General features: G+C 63.3%; 17 protein-coding genes. 10 read left to right on the top strand and 7 right to left on the bottom strand.

Translation table 11 applies throughout. The features are described 5' to 3' along the window. Positions 1-145: 145 nt before the first annotated feature. A complete protein-coding gene (locus AC1DZU_RS10810) occupies positions 146-574 on the top strand; it encodes an N-acetyltransferase family protein (RefSeq protein WP_477284427.1) in 429 nt (142 codons plus the stop codon). A 59-nt stretch (positions 575-633) separates the two neighbouring features. Here AC1DZU_RS10810 and zapE read toward each other — a convergent pair whose 3' ends face one another. Together zapE and AC1DZU_RS10800 are read right to left on the bottom strand one after the other, a co-directional pair. Then, positions 634-1833, bottom strand: a complete 1200-nt coding sequence (gene zapE, locus AC1DZU_RS10805) for a cell division protein ZapE (protein ID WP_477284425.1) — start codon at positions 1831-1833, stop codon at positions 634-636. 80 nt (positions 1834-1913) lie between these two features. Beyond that, positions 1914-2453 carry a protease inhibitor Inh/omp19 family protein gene (locus tag AC1DZU_RS10800; protein WP_095084008.1) on the bottom strand — a complete coding sequence of 180 codons (540 nt, stop codon included), beginning with the start codon at positions 2451-2453 and terminating at the stop codon, positions 1914-1916. 283 nt (positions 2454-2736) lie between these two features. Here AC1DZU_RS10800 and AC1DZU_RS10795 point away from each other — a divergent pair, with 283 nt between their 5' ends. The 8 genes from AC1DZU_RS10795 (at position 2737) to AC1DZU_RS10760 (ending at position 9902) form a co-directional block, all read left to right on the top strand. Next, entirely contained in the window at positions 2737-3747 is a 1011-nt protein-coding gene (locus AC1DZU_RS10795; protein WP_477284423.1) for an MBL fold metallo-hydrolase, read from the top strand. A gap of 75 nt (positions 3748-3822) precedes the next feature. Then, positions 3823-3984 (top strand): DUF1328 family protein, encoded by a 162-nt coding sequence (locus tag AC1DZU_RS10790; protein ID WP_184872611.1) that lies wholly within the window; start codon positions 3823-3825, stop codon positions 3982-3984. A 72-nt stretch (positions 3985-4056) separates the two neighbouring features. Continuing rightward, complete coding sequence (dapF, locus tag AC1DZU_RS10785; protein ID WP_477284420.1) at positions 4057-4941, top strand: diaminopimelate epimerase; 885 nt, start codon at positions 4057-4059, stop codon at positions 4939-4941. Then, positions 4941-6233, top strand: a complete 1293-nt coding sequence (gene mtaB / locus AC1DZU_RS10780; RefSeq protein WP_477284418.1) for a tRNA (N(6)-L-threonylcarbamoyladenosine(37)-C(2))-methylthiotransferase MtaB — start codon at positions 4941-4943, stop codon at positions 6231-6233. The genes dapF and mtaB overlap by 1 nt, the downstream gene beginning before the upstream one ends. A 12-nt stretch (positions 6234-6245) precedes the next feature. Then, entirely contained in the window at positions 6246-7904 is a 1659-nt protein-coding gene (gene ftsY / locus AC1DZU_RS10775) for a signal recognition particle-docking protein FtsY (protein WP_477284416.1), read from the top strand. Positions 7905-7965: 61 nt separating this feature from the next. After that, entirely contained in the window at positions 7966-8640 is a 675-nt protein-coding gene (locus tag AC1DZU_RS10770; protein WP_184872615.1) for a septation protein A, read from the top strand. A 72-nt stretch (positions 8641-8712) separates the two neighbouring features. Continuing rightward, positions 8713-9333: a pyridoxamine 5'-phosphate oxidase family protein gene (locus AC1DZU_RS10765; protein WP_477284414.1), complete on the top strand. Its 621-nt coding sequence runs from the start codon at positions 8713-8715 to the stop codon at positions 9331-9333. A 38-nt stretch (positions 9334-9371) separates the two neighbouring features. Continuing rightward, entirely contained in the window at positions 9372-9902 is a 531-nt protein-coding gene (locus tag AC1DZU_RS10760) for an NADPH-dependent FMN reductase (protein WP_477284412.1), read from the top strand. Positions 9903-9904: 2 nt separating this feature from the next. On the opposite strand, the gene AC1DZU_RS10755 is transcribed toward AC1DZU_RS10760, so the two are convergent. Together AC1DZU_RS10755 and AC1DZU_RS10750 are read right to left on the bottom strand one after the other, a co-directional pair. Further along, entirely contained in the window at positions 9905-10114 is a 210-nt protein-coding gene (locus AC1DZU_RS10755; protein WP_095083999.1) for a tautomerase family protein, read from the bottom strand. 33 nt (positions 10115-10147) lie between these two features. Beyond that, positions 10148-11068: an SMP-30/gluconolactonase/LRE family protein gene (locus AC1DZU_RS10750; RefSeq protein WP_477284409.1), complete on the bottom strand. Its 921-nt coding sequence runs from the start codon at positions 11066-11068 to the stop codon at positions 10148-10150. Between the two features lie 386 nt (positions 11069-11454). On the opposite strand from AC1DZU_RS10750, the gene AC1DZU_RS10745 reads away from it, so the two are divergent. Further along, positions 11455-11622 (top strand): hypothetical protein, encoded by a 168-nt coding sequence (locus AC1DZU_RS10745; RefSeq protein WP_477284407.1) that lies wholly within the window; start codon positions 11455-11457, stop codon positions 11620-11622. Positions 11623-11781: 159 nt separating this feature from the next. On the opposite strand, the gene AC1DZU_RS10740 is transcribed toward AC1DZU_RS10745, so the two are convergent. The 3 genes from AC1DZU_RS10740 to ccmB form a co-directional block, all read right to left on the bottom strand. After that, positions 11782-12357: a DsbE family thiol:disulfide interchange protein gene (locus tag AC1DZU_RS10740; RefSeq protein ID WP_477284405.1), complete on the bottom strand. Its 576-nt coding sequence runs from the start codon at positions 12355-12357 to the stop codon at positions 11782-11784. Continuing rightward, positions 12354-12521 (bottom strand): heme exporter protein CcmD, encoded by a 168-nt coding sequence (ccmD, locus tag AC1DZU_RS10735; RefSeq protein ID WP_477284403.1) that lies wholly within the window; start codon positions 12519-12521, stop codon positions 12354-12356. Before ccmD ends, AC1DZU_RS10740 begins: the two co-directional genes overlap by 4 nt. Positions 12522-12646: 125 nt before the next feature. After that, positions 12647-13312: a heme exporter protein CcmB gene (gene ccmB, locus AC1DZU_RS10730; protein ID WP_477284401.1), complete on the bottom strand. Its 666-nt coding sequence runs from the start codon at positions 13310-13312 to the stop codon at positions 12647-12649. Positions 13313-13319 lie beyond the last annotated feature (7 nt).

Raw genomic sequence — 13319 nt, 5'->3', positions numbered from 1 at the left:
ACCCGCGGATTTTCGCCGCACCAAATAGCCTTGGAGCAAAATAAATTCAATCGATTATTTCGGAGCTAGCATTTTCAATCGGTTAGATAGTTCGGGATTTACGTAAACGTCAAAGTTTGTAAGCCGACTGGAGAGAATTTACACAATGAAGATGGAAATCCGAAGGCTATTCCCCGGTGATGACGCCCTTGTGATGCAGGTCGCCGACGACGTCTTCGACGAGCCGGTCAGACCGGATCGGCTGGCAGCCTATCTCCGAGAACCCGGCCATTTCATGATCGTGGCGCTCGCCGACGGCGTGGTCGTCGGGCAATGCGCCGCCGTCATTCACCGCCACCCCGACAAGGTCAGCGAACTTTATATAGACGAGGTCGGCGTTTCGCCGTCCTTCCACCGTCAGGGCATCGCGCGAGCCATGCTCGACGCGATTTTCGCGGTTGGCCGCGAGCATGGTTGCGAGGAGGCCTGGGTCGGCACCGAACCGGGCAATGTGCCTGCCCGCGCGCTTTATGAGTCGCGCAAGGAGCCGCATGGGCCGGCGGAAGATTTCGTGATGTATCTATATGCGCTTTAGATCCTTGGCGCCGGTGGGACAGAGGAGGAGCAGGGATCGCGACCTTCCGGAGAACTATCTCAGGCCCGTGCCTGCTCCGCCTCTGGCGCTGCCTTCGCCTTGCGCCGTTCCGCCCAATCCTCCAGCCAGTCGCGGCTTTGCATCTCGATCAGGCGTGATGCGGTGCGTTCGAACTCGAAGACCTCGACGCCGCGTTTGCCTTGATAGAGCTGCGGCGGCGGGGCCGCGGCGCTGACCACCAGCCGCACATGATGATCGTAGAGCGTGTCGATCAACAGGATGAAGCGCTTGGCCTCGTTGCGCTTGCCTTCTCCGAGCACCGGGACGTGATCGATGAAGATGGTCGAGAAGCGGCCGGCAATCGCCAGGAAATCGCGGGCGCCGAGCGGCTTTTCGCAGAGATCGGCGAAGGAAAACCGCGCCGCATCGCCGGCGGCAGCCGGCACCGCCACCTGCCGTCCCTTGAGGGTCAGCGAGGTCTCGGCCGTCGGCAGGCCGCGCGTCATGGTTTGCCAGGCCTCATCGAGCATTTCGTCGGCCGCCGCATCGGCCGGCGTGACATAGACAGGCGTGCGGGCGAGCTTTTCCAGCCGGTAGTCCTTGTCGGCGTCGAGCGACAACACCCGCGCATGCCGCTCCAAAATGCCGATGAATGGCAGGAAAAGCTGGCGGTTCAGACCGTCACCATAGAGATTTTCCGGCGCCACGTTCGAGGTGGCGACCAGCACAACGTCGCTCGCAAACAGCGCCGAAAACAGTCGCGACAGGATCATCGCGTCGGCAATGTCGGTGACCGAGAACTCGTCGAAGCACAGCACCCAGGCTTGCTCGGCAAGCGCCTTGGCCACAGGCGGAATCGGGTCGTCCTCCTTGACCGTGCCATCCTTGCGCGCCTGCCGGTGCTTCTGGATGCGATCCTGCACATCGGCCATGAAGTCGTTGAAATGGACGCGGCGCTTGCGCCGCACCGGCAGCAATTCGAAGAACATGTCCATCAGCATGGTCTTGCCGCGCCCAACGCCGCCATGGATGTAGAGGCCTTTGACGCCCTCAAGCGTCTCGCGCTTGCGGGCGAACAGCCAGCCCAGCGCGCTGGACTTGTGCGCCAGCCGCTTGGCCGAAATCTCGTCGGTCAGCCGGTCGAGCGCGGCAGCGATCCGTTCCTGCGCCGGATCGCGTTCGATCACGCCGGTTTCCACCAGATGGTCGTAGCGCTGCCTGACGGTCGCATGGGTCTGGAGGCCGTCACGCAGATGCATCGGTCACGTCGTTGTCGAGCAATTCCAGGAAAAAGCGGTTTTCGTCAGGAATTGCGTAAAAACAAATAAGGGGCGGTCGCCTACCTTGTAAGCGAAATCGCCTGGCCGTTGGAAGTCTGGCCGTCGAATTTCGAGCCGCCCGACGAATAGAGCCGCGCCAGCGTGCCGCCATTTTCGTCATAGAGCGTCAGCTGCTTGCCGGCGACATTCCACGACTTGATGCCGTCGATCGGCGCCGGGCAGTGCAGCGGCCCGGCGCGGAAGCCGGCGCCGAACTTGGTCTGCGGGGTCGCCACCTTGCAGCTCTGGCCCGAAACGCTGGCATTCCAGACACCGGCGACGCTGGCCGCGGTCAGGTCCGCGGCGCCGGCGGGCGCCGAGCCGTCCGGCGGCAAGGATGCAACCTGCGTATTGCCAGGCGCGGTCGGGAATTTCGACGGGTCGGTGGCGCCCGGTGCTGCCGGTGGCGGCAGCTGATTGGCGGTCACCTGGCCGGCCGGTGCCGGCTGCAGCGGTGCCGGCTGCTGGTCGTCCATCGACGAGAACCGTGAGGTCGAACAGCCACTCGCAACGAGCGCCGCCAGCGATACGGCCACCAGGCCGCTTTTCGAAAAAATCATTCCAACCTCCGTCGGATTCGGCTGGGGGGCGCCGTCCGCACAATCTCACCCCCACCAAGATGGAGAAGGTGGCGAAATTTCAACCCGATATGGTTAAAATACGGTTTGCAGCAAGATTTGTTGCAAATTTATCGCAATCCGAGCGTCACCGGTCGCCTGTCGCTCCAACCCTTGGGATCTGCTCACCCCGTATCGGCCCCAAGCGCCCCCGGCAAGTCAAATGCTTGCGCCGGCCGGCATTGGTCCTATCTCTTGGAAACCGAAACCTGCTGGAGCTGCAAAATTGGCCGCGAGAAAGAGGGCTGCCAACCGTTACTACAGCGGCCCACCCAGCGATCATTTCGACGGCACCTTGTTCTTCAATCCCGACGGCCAGCCACCCGGCCGCTTCGCCGACCTGCTGAAATGGCAGCTGAGCGGCAAGCGCTCGAAATGGCCTGCGCCCGCTCCGAACCCCTTTCCGCAGGCAAAACCGGCGACACGGATCGAAGGCGCGGCTCTGCAAGTGACCATGGTCGGTCATTCCACCTTGCTGATCCAGACGGCCGGCCTCAACATCCTCACCGATCCGGTCTGGTCGCCGCGTGTATCGCCGCTCTCCTTTGCCGGACCGAAACGGATCAACCCGCCAGGCATCGCCTTTGCCGACCTGCCGCCGATCGACCTCGTCCTGGTCAGCCACAACCATTACGACCATCTCGACCTCGCCACGCTGAAGCGCATGAAGGCCAGCCACGACCCGCTGGTGATCACCCCGCTTGGCAACGATGCGCTGATTGGCGATGCGGTTCCCGGCATGCGGCTGTCGGCGCATGACTGGGGCGACAGGGTCGAGATCGGCGACGGCGTCGCCGTCCATGTCGAGCCGGTGCATCACTGGTCGGCGCGTGGCGCCCGCGACCGGCGCATGGCGTTGTGGGCCGGCTTCGTCATCGAGACGCCGGCCGGCAACGTCTATTTCGCCGGCGACACCGGCTTTCACGATGGCATCAACTACCGGCTGATGGCTGCAAAGCATGGCGGCTTCCGTTTCGCCATCCTGCCGATCGGCGCCTATGAGCCGCGCTGGTTCATGGCGCCGCAGCACCAGAACCCCGAAGAGGCCGTGCACGGCATGAAATTGTGCAACGCCGCCTATGCCGCCGGCTGCCACTGGGGCACCTTCCAACTCACCGATGAACCGATCGGCGAGCCGGCCCGGAAATTGACCGAGGCGCTCGACGACCAGGGCATCCCGCGGCAGCGCTTTCGCGCCTTGCGGCCCGGCGAGGTCTGGGACGTGCCAGCCATCTAGCCAAGCAGCCCGCCAAGGAACCCAGATTGCTGAAACGCGTTGCTTCCCCAACGCAAATTGGCTGGGAGCCTCTCCATGATCAAATGGATCATCATTCTGTTGATCGTCGCCGCGGCGGCCAGCCTGCTCGGCATGCCGGCGCTGGCAGGAGCCGCCGCCACCGGCGCGCGCATCCTCATCGGCATTGTTCTGGTCATCTTCCTGCTGGTGATGCTCGGCATCTTCGCGGTGACGTAAGCCTGCTCCGCACTGGTAATTCCTGCTCGTTTCCGCCATATAGCGCCAAACGGACACGGAATTCGCGGAGCAATGGCCAGCACTGCCCCTTTCGCCAAGATGAACGGCATCGGCAACGAGATCATCGTTGCCGACATGCGTAGCCGTGCCGATCGGGTGACGGCGGCCGCGGCAATCTCTTTGAACGCCGATGCCGCGACCAGGTTCGACCAGATCATGGCGATCCACGACGCCAAGACGCCGGGCACCGCCTTTTTCATCGACATCTTGAATTCCGACGGCTCCAAGGCGCAGGCTTGCGGCAACGGCATGCGCTGCGTCGTCCAGGCGCTCGCCGCCGAAACCGGCCAGAAGGTCTTCACCTTCGAGACCGTCGCCGGCATCCTCAACGCACGCGAACATGCCGATGGGTCGATCTCGGTCGATATGGGCAGACCGCGTTTCGGCTGGCAGGATATTCCGCTGGCCGAGGAATTCCACGATACGCGCATGATCGAGCTGCAGATCGGCCCGATCGACGCGCCGGTGCTGCATTCGCCCTCGGTCGTCTCCATGGGCAACCCGCACGCCATCTTCTGGGTCGACCGAGACGTCTGGTCCTATGAACTCGACCGCTTCGGGCCGCTGCTCGAGAACCATCCGATGTTTCCCGAGCGCGCCAACATTACCATTGCCGAGGTCACCTCGCCCGACACCATGGTCATCCGCACCTGGGAGCGCGGCGCCGGCCTGACTAAGGCCTGCGGCTCGGCCGCATGCGCATCGGTCGTCGCGGCCGCCCGCACCAACCGGACCGGCCGCAGCGTCAGCCTGATGACGCCCGGCGGCGGCTCGCTGCATGTCGAATGGCTTGAAAATGACCACGTCATCCTGTCCGGTGCCGCCGAATGGGAATTTTCCGGAAGCTTCGATCCGTCGACCGGCGCCTGGGCCCGCGACACCGAAAGCGCGGCCTGATGGCCTCCCAGGGTATCGATGTCGTCACCTTCGGCTGCCGGCTGAACACCTATGAGTCCGAGGTGATGCGGCGCGAGGCGGAAAGCGCCGGCCTTGGCGCGCTCGAAGGCGGCGCCGTGATCTTCAACACCTGCGCAGTGACCGGCGAGGCCGTGCGCCAGGCCAAGCAGGCGATCCGCAAGGCGCGCCGCGACAACCCCGCAGCGCGCATCATCGTCACCGGCTGCGCCGCCCAGACCGAACCGCAGAATTTCGCCGCCATGGACGAGGTCGACCTCGTGCTTGGCAATGAGGAGAAGCTGAAGGCGAACTCCTATCGCGCACTGCCGGATTTCGGCGTTAACGACACCGAGAAGGCACGCGTCAACGACATCTTTTCGGTGCGCGAGACCGCCGGCCACATGGTCGACGCCATCGAGGGCAGGGTGCGCGCCTTCGTCCAGGTGCAGAACGGCTGCGACCATCGCTGCACCTTCTGCATCATTCCCTACGGCCGCGGCAACTCGCGCTCGGTGCCGATGGGCGCCGTGGTCGAGCAGGTCAAGCGCCTCGCCGGCAATGGCTATGCCGAAATCGTGCTGACCGGCGTCGACATGACCAGTTTTGGCGCCGACCTGCCGGGCTCGCCCAAGCTCGGCAAGCTTGTGAAAACAATCCTCAAGCAGGTGCCCGATGTAAAGCGGCTGCGGCTGTCGTCCATCGATTCGATCGAGGCCGACGACGATTTGCTCGACGCCATTGCCACCGAGCCGCGGCTGATGCCGCATCTGCATCTGTCGCTGCAGTCCGGCGACGACATGATCCTGAAGCGCATGAAGCGTCGGCATCTGCGCGATCAGTCGATCCGCTTCTGCGAGGATGTGCGCAAGTTGCGCCCCGGCATCGTCTTCGGCGCCGACATCATCGCCGGCTTTCCGACCGAAACGGATGACATGTTCGAAAATTCGGAAAAAATCGTCGAGGAATGCGGACTGACGCATCTGCATGTCTTCCCGTTCAGCCCGCGCGAAGGCACGCCCGCTGCGCGCATGCCGCAGGTACGGCGCGAATTGGTCAAGCAGCGCGCCGCCCGGCTGCGTGCCGCTGGTGAAGCTGCGTATCGGCGCCATCTGTCGTCGCTTTCCGGAACCCGCCAGTCGATCCTGATCGAACGCAACGGCCTCGGCCGCACCGAAGGGTTTACGCTGGCCGTACTCGGCGCGGGCGAGCCGGGCGAGATCGTCGAGGCCGATATCACTGGCCACGATGGTATCAGGCTGATCGCGGCGCCCCTTGCCGCCCGCGCCGCCTGAGAAACGCAAAGCATGGCTGGTTTTTTCAAGAAGATATTTTCGTTCGGCCAGAAAGAAGTGGTCGACGAGCGCGTCGACGAGACCGCCCCGCTGCCGCCGATCAAATGGGAAGCGCTCGATGCGCTGAAGCCGGCGTCCGAACAGGTTGTGCCGGAATTTCTGAAGCGCGACGAGTCGCAGGCCGAAGTGGAAACTGCGCCGACGCCGACGGTCGAGCCGGAGGCAATTCCCGCGCCGGAACCGTCGCCTGTCGAGCAACCGGCGCCAGAGCCGGCGCCGATCATTCCGCCGGAGCCGGAAATCCAGCCTGAGCCTGCCCCGGTCGAAGAGCCGCAGCCGGTCGGACCGGAAGCGCCCGTCGAGGAGCCTGCGCCGGAGGAAATCCCGGCCGCGCCTGTGGTGCCTGAGCCGATTCCCGAACCGGAGCCGCCGGAAATTCCCGCGCCGGAGCAGCCGGAAATCGTCCCGCCGCAACCGGAGACACAGCCGGAGCCTGTGCCTGTTGAAGTGCCGGCGCCACCGGTCGAGGCTCCGGCCGAAACGCCGGCACCCGAAATCCCGCCGGCCGAGATTTCGCCTCCCATTCGCCAGCCGGCCCCGATCGAGCAGCAACAGGTGCGCGCCGAGATCGCGCCCGAACCGCAGGCCGTGCCGCAACCTGCGCCAAAACCCGTTCCCGCTCCCGGCAAGGTGACGGTCGCCAAGAAGGTCGAGCAGAAGGCCGAGCCGCAGAAAGCGCTGGAACCGGCGCCGAGGCGCTCTTGGTTCCAGCGCATGAGGGACGGGCTTGCCCGCTCGTCGCGCGAACTCACCGGCAACATCGCCGGCGTCTTCACCAAGCGCAAGTTGGACGAAGAGACCCTGCAGGACCTGGAGGATGTGCTGATCCGCGCCGATCTCGGCATGGAGACCGCCCTGCGCGTCACCGACGCGCTGGCTTCCAGCCGCTACGGCAAGGATGTCTCGGACACCGAGGTTCGCGCCATCATGGCAGCCGAGGTGGAAAAGGTGCTGAGCCACGTCGCCATGCCGCTGGAGCTCGATCTCTCGCACAAGCCGCATGTCATCCTGGTGGTCGGCGTCAACGGCACCGGCAAGACCACCACCATCGGCAAGCTGGCGGCCAAGCTGACCGATGGCGGCCTATCGGTGATGTTGGCTGCCGGCGACACGTTCCGCGCCGCCGCGATCGAGCAATTAAAGATCTGGGGCGAGCGGACGAAATCGCCGGTCATCGCTTCCAAGCTCGGCGCCGATGCCGCGGGGCTGGCCTATGACGCCTTCGAGAAGGCCAAGGAAGCCGGCTCCGACGTGCTGATCATCGACACCGCCGGCCGCCTGCAGAACAAGACCGAACTGATGGCCGAACTCGAAAAGATCGTGCGCGTGCTGGGCAAGCTAGACCCGGAAGCACCGCACACCGTGTTGCAGACGGTCGACGCCACCACCGGCCAGAACGCACTCAACCAGGTCGAGATCTTCCGCAATGTCGCCGGCGTCAACGGCCTGGTGATGACCAAGCTAGACGGGACGGCGCGTGGCGGTATTCTGGTGGCGATCGCGGCAAAGCACAAATTGCCGGTCTATTTCATCGGCGTCGGCGAACAGGTCGACGACCTCGAACCTTTTTCGGCAAGCGAATTCGCCAGGGCGATCGCTGGAGTTGCCTGACAAGCATATCCCAAAAAGCTGCAGGTTTTTTGGATCAGATTGTGCGTAAGAAAGAAAACCTATGAACCCACCCATTCTCGAACGCGATCCGTCCGATCCGCAAAAGCAGAAGAAGGAAGGCGTCAATCCGCTGCTCAAGCTGGTGCTGGAGCTGGGGCCGTTGATGGTGTTCTTCTTCGCCAATGCGCGCGGCGAGTGGCTGGTGGGGAAATTCCCTGTCCTGGCCGAATTCGGCGGGCCGATCTTCGTCGCCACCGGCCTGTTCATGGCCGCCACGGCAATCGCACTCATCGCCTCATGGCTTCTGATGCGCACCTTGCCGATCATGCCGATGGTGTCTGGCGTCGTCGTCTTCATCTTCGGCGCGCTGACGCTCTATCTGCAGGACGACATCTTCATCAAGATGAAGCCGACCATCGTCAACACGCTGTTCGGCGGCGTGCTGCTCGGCGGCCTCTACTTCGGCAAGTCGCTACTCGGCTATGTCTTCGATTCGGCCTTCAGCCTCGACGCCGAGGGCTGGAGGAAACTGACCTTCCGCTGGGGTCTGTTCTTCCTGTTCCTGGCCCTTGCCAATGAAGTGGTGTGGCGGAATTTTTCCACCGACGCCTGGGTTACCTTCAAGGTCTGGGGCATCATGCCGATCACGCTCCTGTTTACTTTCAGCCAGATGCCGCTGATCCTCCGCCATTCGCTCGAGGACAAGGCCGGGAAGGAAGAGAAGGCGGGCAAATAGCGCAATTCCAGGAAAAGCGCATAGCGCTTTCCCTCAGACAATTGCGTCAAACAAAGCTCTGGGGAGAGGGCCATGGAATTCGTCACCACGCGCGATGAACTGAGGACGATCTACAAGACGCCGCGACCGACCGATGGCTCGATCCGCAAGGAATTGAAGGCGCTTGACGGCCATTGCCGCTCCTTCATCGGCAAGAGCCCCTTCGTGCTGATCGGTTCGTCCGACGGCGTCGGCAATGCCGATGTGACGCCGAAGGGCGACAGGCCGGGCTTCGCCGCCGTTCTCGACGACAGCACCATCGCCATCCCCGACCGGCCCGGCAACAACCGGCTGGATACGCTGGAAAACATCCTCGTGAACCCGTCGGTCGGGCTGCTGTTCCTCATTCCCGGCATGAACGAGACACTGCGCGTCAACGGCGACGCGCGCATCACCGTCGACGCGACCTTGCGCGAACGGCTCGCCGTCGACGGCAAGCAACCGCAAAGCGTCGTCGTTATCTCCGTCAAGGCCGCCTACATGCACTGTGCAAAGGCCTTCATGCGCTCGGATCTGTGGAAGCCGGAAACCTGGTACGATCGCGCGACGCTGCCAACGCTCGGCCAGATTCTGCACGACCAGCTGGCGATGGCCGATTCGGCCGAGGCGACCGACCGCTGGCTGGACGACGCCTACAAACAGACCATGTGGTAGGTTTCGGGACCACGATTCGTCCTGACTGGTTCCAACCCTTGCTGAACATCCTTGCCATCTCCGGCAGCCTGCGGGCGGCCTCCACCAATTCCGCGCTGGTCGCGGCCCTGGCGCGGAATGCTCCCCCCGGCTGTCGGGTCACAGTCTATGACCGGCTTGGTCGTCTGCCGATCTTCAATCCCGACGATGAGGGCGAGCGGACGCCGCTCGAGGCATCCGAACTGATCGACGCGGTCACTCAAGCCGACGGCGTCATCGTCTCCTGTCCGGAATATGCCCATGGTGTGCCGGGCGGGCTGAAAAACGTCCTCGACTGGCTGGTGTCGCGCGACGCCGCTGTCGAGAAGCCCGCGATGATGGTGCACGCCTCGCGGCGTTCGATGTTTGCCCGCGCCGCGCTGACCGAGATCATGCGCACGATGTCGTTTGCGCTTTGCGAAGATGTGCTGGAGATCGCCCTGCTCGGCAAGAAGCCACCGGAGGTGGAGACCATCCTGGCTGAGCCGGAAAACCGGCTGGCAATGCACAATGCGCTGTCCGCTTTCGCGGACTTCATCGCCAGCCGCTGAGGCTACTTCTTGCTTCTCAGTGTCTCTACATCGGTCTTGCCTACATACCAGTCGCGGGCGTTGACCTCCTCGAACACCACCCAGACATCGTCATTGCTGAGGCCAGTGGCATCCATGATGGCGGCCGTGACTTTCTTGGCTATGTCCGCCTTCTTGCCCGCCGGATCGGCGGCGATCACTTCCTTGACGATGCGGATGTTGACGAATGGCATGATTTCCTCCCCTTCGATTATGTTGACGGCAGCTCAGTACGTTTTGGCGCCGTTGACCATCAGCCGCACCATGTAGAGTGAGGTGGTGCCGGCTATATAGAGGCAATTCCGCTTGTTGCCGCCGAACACGCAATTGGCGGTCACTTCCGGCACCTTGACCTTGCCGATCAGCGTCCCGTCCGGATCGTAGCAGTGGATGCCGTCGGCCGCACTGGTCCAGATGCGGCCGTCCTCATCGAGCCTGAAGCCGTCGAACAGGCCGGCCGTGCAGTCGGCGAAGACCTTTTCGCCCGACACCTTCTTGCCGCCCTTGCCGACATTGAACACCCGTATATGGGCAGGATCCTGCGCGCCATGCGTGCGGCCGGTGTCGGCGACATAGAGCTTGCTCTCGTCGAGCGAGAAGGCGAGGCCGTTGGGCCTGACCATGTCGGTGATGACGGCCTCGACCTCGCCGGTGCCGGGATCGACCCGGTAGACGTAGCAGGCGCCGATCTCGCTTTCGGCCTTGTCGCCCTCATAGTCGGTGTCGATGCCGTAGCTCGGATCGGTGAACCAGATCGAGCCATCCGACTTGACCACCGCATCATTGGGCGAGTTCAGCCGCTTGCCGCGCCATTTGGTGGCAATGGTGGTAACCGAGCCGTCGAACTCGGTGCGGCTGACGCGGCGGCCCGAATGCTCGCAGGTCACCAGCCGGCCCTGCCGGTCGACGGTGTTGCCATTGGAGTTGCCGGAGGGCTGACGGAAGACGCTGACATTGCCGTCGGTCTCGTCGTAGCGCAGCATGCGGTTGTTGGGGATATCCGACCAGACGAGGTAGCGGCCGGCGGCGAACCAGGCTGGCCCTTCCGCCCATTGGCATCCAGTGAACAGCTTTTCCACTTGCGCGTTGGAACTGAACAGCCGCGCGAAACGCGGATCAAGAATTTCGTAATAATCTGCGGCGGCCATGCTTTTTCTCCCGGCATTTAGGTCGGGCGCATGATCCCGAAAAATCGATTCCGATTTCGGAAAGGATCATGCGCAAAATGAAAGTGCTACAGCGTTCTTTGCACATCCGGAAGGACGCGGCGCTGCAGGCGCGATCAAGCCAGCCGGAAATCGATCTGGCAAGATCGATGATGAGGCTTCACCGTATCTTGACGTCTCAAGGCAGGCAGGAAGCGATGCCACCTCATCAGACCTGTCAGTAAGAGCCGGTTAACCGGCTATGCGCTGCGTGCAATGGTGCATTGCAACATCTTCTTTTTGCAATGCACCACTACTATGTCATGCTTCGTATCGATCAAGGGAGGAACAACCGGCCGCCAGAAACGCGGCACAGAAGGAACCTTGCTATGATCTTCAACGATCTCATGAGCCGCGCTCGCACCAGCATTGCCAAGCGCAAGCACTACAACCGCCTCGTCGCCGAAATCGACAGCTTTTCCAGCCGCGATCTGGCCGACATGCGCGCCGACCGTTCGGAAATGCTTTACCAGGTCCACAAGCAGATCTACGGCTGATCTCAGGTCTATTGCTCGGCGCCGCCCAGGCGCGTTGAGATTCAGGTCAGGCCGAGCCGAGATTGGTGGGTTCCGAGAACCGGAGTGGAGCGTACTTTTGAGTACGTGAGCACCGGAAGCACAGGAAGCCGCCGTTTGCAGGCCGGCATCAGCTGAATATCAATGCGCCGCTAGTGCCTTGTCGATCTGCGGCAACAACACCATCCGCGCCGCCTCGGCCGTCAGCGGACCGACATACTTGTAGGCGATCTTGCCATCCTTGCCGATGACGAAGGTTTCCGGCACGCCATAGACGCCCCAGTCGATCGCCGTGCGGCCGGCTTCGTCGACCCCTATCGCCTGGAAAGGATTGCCGAGATCGCCGAGGAATCGGCGGGCGTTTTCCGGTTGGTCCTTGTAGTTCAGCGCCGCCATCACGAAACGCTTGTCCTGCGCCAATGCCAGCAGCACCGGGTGCTCTTCGCGGCACGGCGCGCACCATGACGCAAAGACGTTGACCAGCGTGACCTTGCCGGCGAAGGATTTCGAATCGAGCCCGGGCAGGTTGATGCCCTCCAGTGCCGGCAGGTTGGTCTGCGGCGCCGGCAGGCCGATCAAGGCCGACGGCACTTCCGAAACATCGCGCCCCGACAACAGCTGCGCCAGGAACAGTCCGGCCAGGCCGAGGAAGACCAGCAGCGGCAAAATCACGAACAGGCGGCGACTGCGGGTCGGCGTTTCCGTCTCTGTGCTCATGGCTTGGCACCCTTGTCGGAACGCCGCCGCACGCCTGACGCTTCCAGTTCGGCGAGCTCGCGCTTGCGCGCCCGCTGGTCGAACAGGATCCAGCCGACCAGCCCGGCCAGCACCACGGCGGTGATCGTATAGGCGGCGGTCACGTAGAGGGCGTGCGCGCTCATGCGGCAGGCCCCGCCAAGGTGCCGCTTTCCAAACCGGTCATGTCGCCCAATTCGAACATGCCTTCCCTTATCTCCGCACCATCGGCTTCGCAATCGGGCGCCGCGCCGCAGCCTTTGATGTCACCTCAATCCGTTCCATGACGAAGCGCCAGCGCCGCCGAGACCGGGCCCAGCACCGCAAGAAACAAGGTCAGCGCGGCAAGAATGAGGAAGGGCTGCAGAAACGGATCAGGGTTGGCCGTCGCGCCGTAGCTCGCCGAAACGCCGAAGATCAGCACCGGGATGGTCAGCGGCAGCACCAGCACCGAGATCAGCAGCCCGCCACGCGGCAGCGCCACCGCCACCGCCGCACCGGCCGCCCCGATAAAGGTGATCGCCGGCGTGCCGACGAGCAGCGTCAGCGCCGCGGCACCAATGCTGATCGGCTCCATGTTCATGAACAGTCCGAGCAAGGGAGCGGCGACCACCAACGGCAGCACGCTGCCCGCCCAATGCGCCAGGCATTTGGTCAGCACCGTCAAGGCCAGCATGTGGCGATCGTTGCCCAGCACCAGCAGATCGAGCGAGCCGTCCTCGCGATCGGCCTGGAACAGCCGGTCGAGGCCAAGCAGGCAAGAGAGCAGCGCACCAATCCAAAGGATCGCCGGCCCGATGCGGGCAAGCAGCTTGAGGTCCGGCCCGACGCCGAAAGGGATGGTGGCGATGACGGCGAGGAAGAAGATGACGCCAGTCAAAGCCCCGCCGCCAGCACGGATGTTCAGGCGGATATCGCGCAGGAAGAGGGCTAGCATGATTTGA

This window comes from Mesorhizobium sp. P2_A12, assembly GCF_056405075.1.
The sequence above is the reverse complement of the archived record's forward strand: the minus strand, read 5'-3'. Positions and strand labels throughout refer to the sequence as shown.

Excerpts from the sequence above, each read along its gene's own strand:
- AC1DZU_RS10810 (WP_477284427.1), top strand. The coding sequence starts at position 146 with ATGAAGATGGAAATCCGAAGGCTATTCCCCGGTGATGACGCCCTTGTG.
- zapE (WP_477284425.1), bottom strand. The coding sequence starts at position 1,833 with ATGCATCTGCGTGACGGCCTCCAGACCCATGCGACCGTCAGGCAGCGC.
- AC1DZU_RS10800 (WP_095084008.1), bottom strand. The coding sequence starts at position 2,453 with ATGATTTTTTCGAAAAGCGGCCTGGTGGCCGTATCGCTGGCGGCGCTC.
- AC1DZU_RS10790 (WP_184872611.1), top strand. The coding sequence starts at position 3,823 with ATGATCAAATGGATCATCATTCTGTTGATCGTCGCCGCGGCGGCCAGC.
- dapF (WP_477284420.1), top strand. The coding sequence starts at position 4,057 with ATGGCCAGCACTGCCCCTTTCGCCAAGATGAACGGCATCGGCAACGAG.
- mtaB (WP_477284418.1), top strand. The coding sequence starts at position 4,941 with ATGGCCTCCCAGGGTATCGATGTCGTCACCTTCGGCTGCCGGCTGAAC.
- ftsY (WP_477284416.1), top strand. The coding sequence starts at position 6,246 with ATGGCTGGTTTTTTCAAGAAGATATTTTCGTTCGGCCAGAAAGAAGTG.
- AC1DZU_RS10770 (WP_184872615.1), top strand. The coding sequence starts at position 7,966 with ATGAACCCACCCATTCTCGAACGCGATCCGTCCGATCCGCAAAAGCAG.
- AC1DZU_RS10765 (WP_477284414.1), top strand. The coding sequence starts at position 8,713 with ATGGAATTCGTCACCACGCGCGATGAACTGAGGACGATCTACAAGACG.
- AC1DZU_RS10755 (WP_095083999.1), bottom strand. The coding sequence starts at position 10,114 with ATGCCATTCGTCAACATCCGCATCGTCAAGGAAGTGATCGCCGCCGAT.
- AC1DZU_RS10750 (WP_477284409.1), bottom strand. The coding sequence starts at position 11,068 with ATGGCCGCCGCAGATTATTACGAAATTCTTGATCCGCGTTTCGCGCGG.
- AC1DZU_RS10745 (WP_477284407.1), top strand. The coding sequence starts at position 11,455 with ATGATCTTCAACGATCTCATGAGCCGCGCTCGCACCAGCATTGCCAAG.
- AC1DZU_RS10740 (WP_477284405.1), bottom strand. The coding sequence starts at position 12,357 with ATGAGCACAGAGACGGAAACGCCGACCCGCAGTCGCCGCCTGTTCGTG.
- ccmD (WP_477284403.1), bottom strand. The coding sequence starts at position 12,521 with ATGAGCGCGCACGCCCTCTACGTGACCGCCGCCTATACGATCACCGCC.
- ccmB (WP_477284401.1), bottom strand. The coding sequence starts at position 13,312 with ATGCTAGCCCTCTTCCTGCGCGATATCCGCCTGAACATCCGTGCTGGC.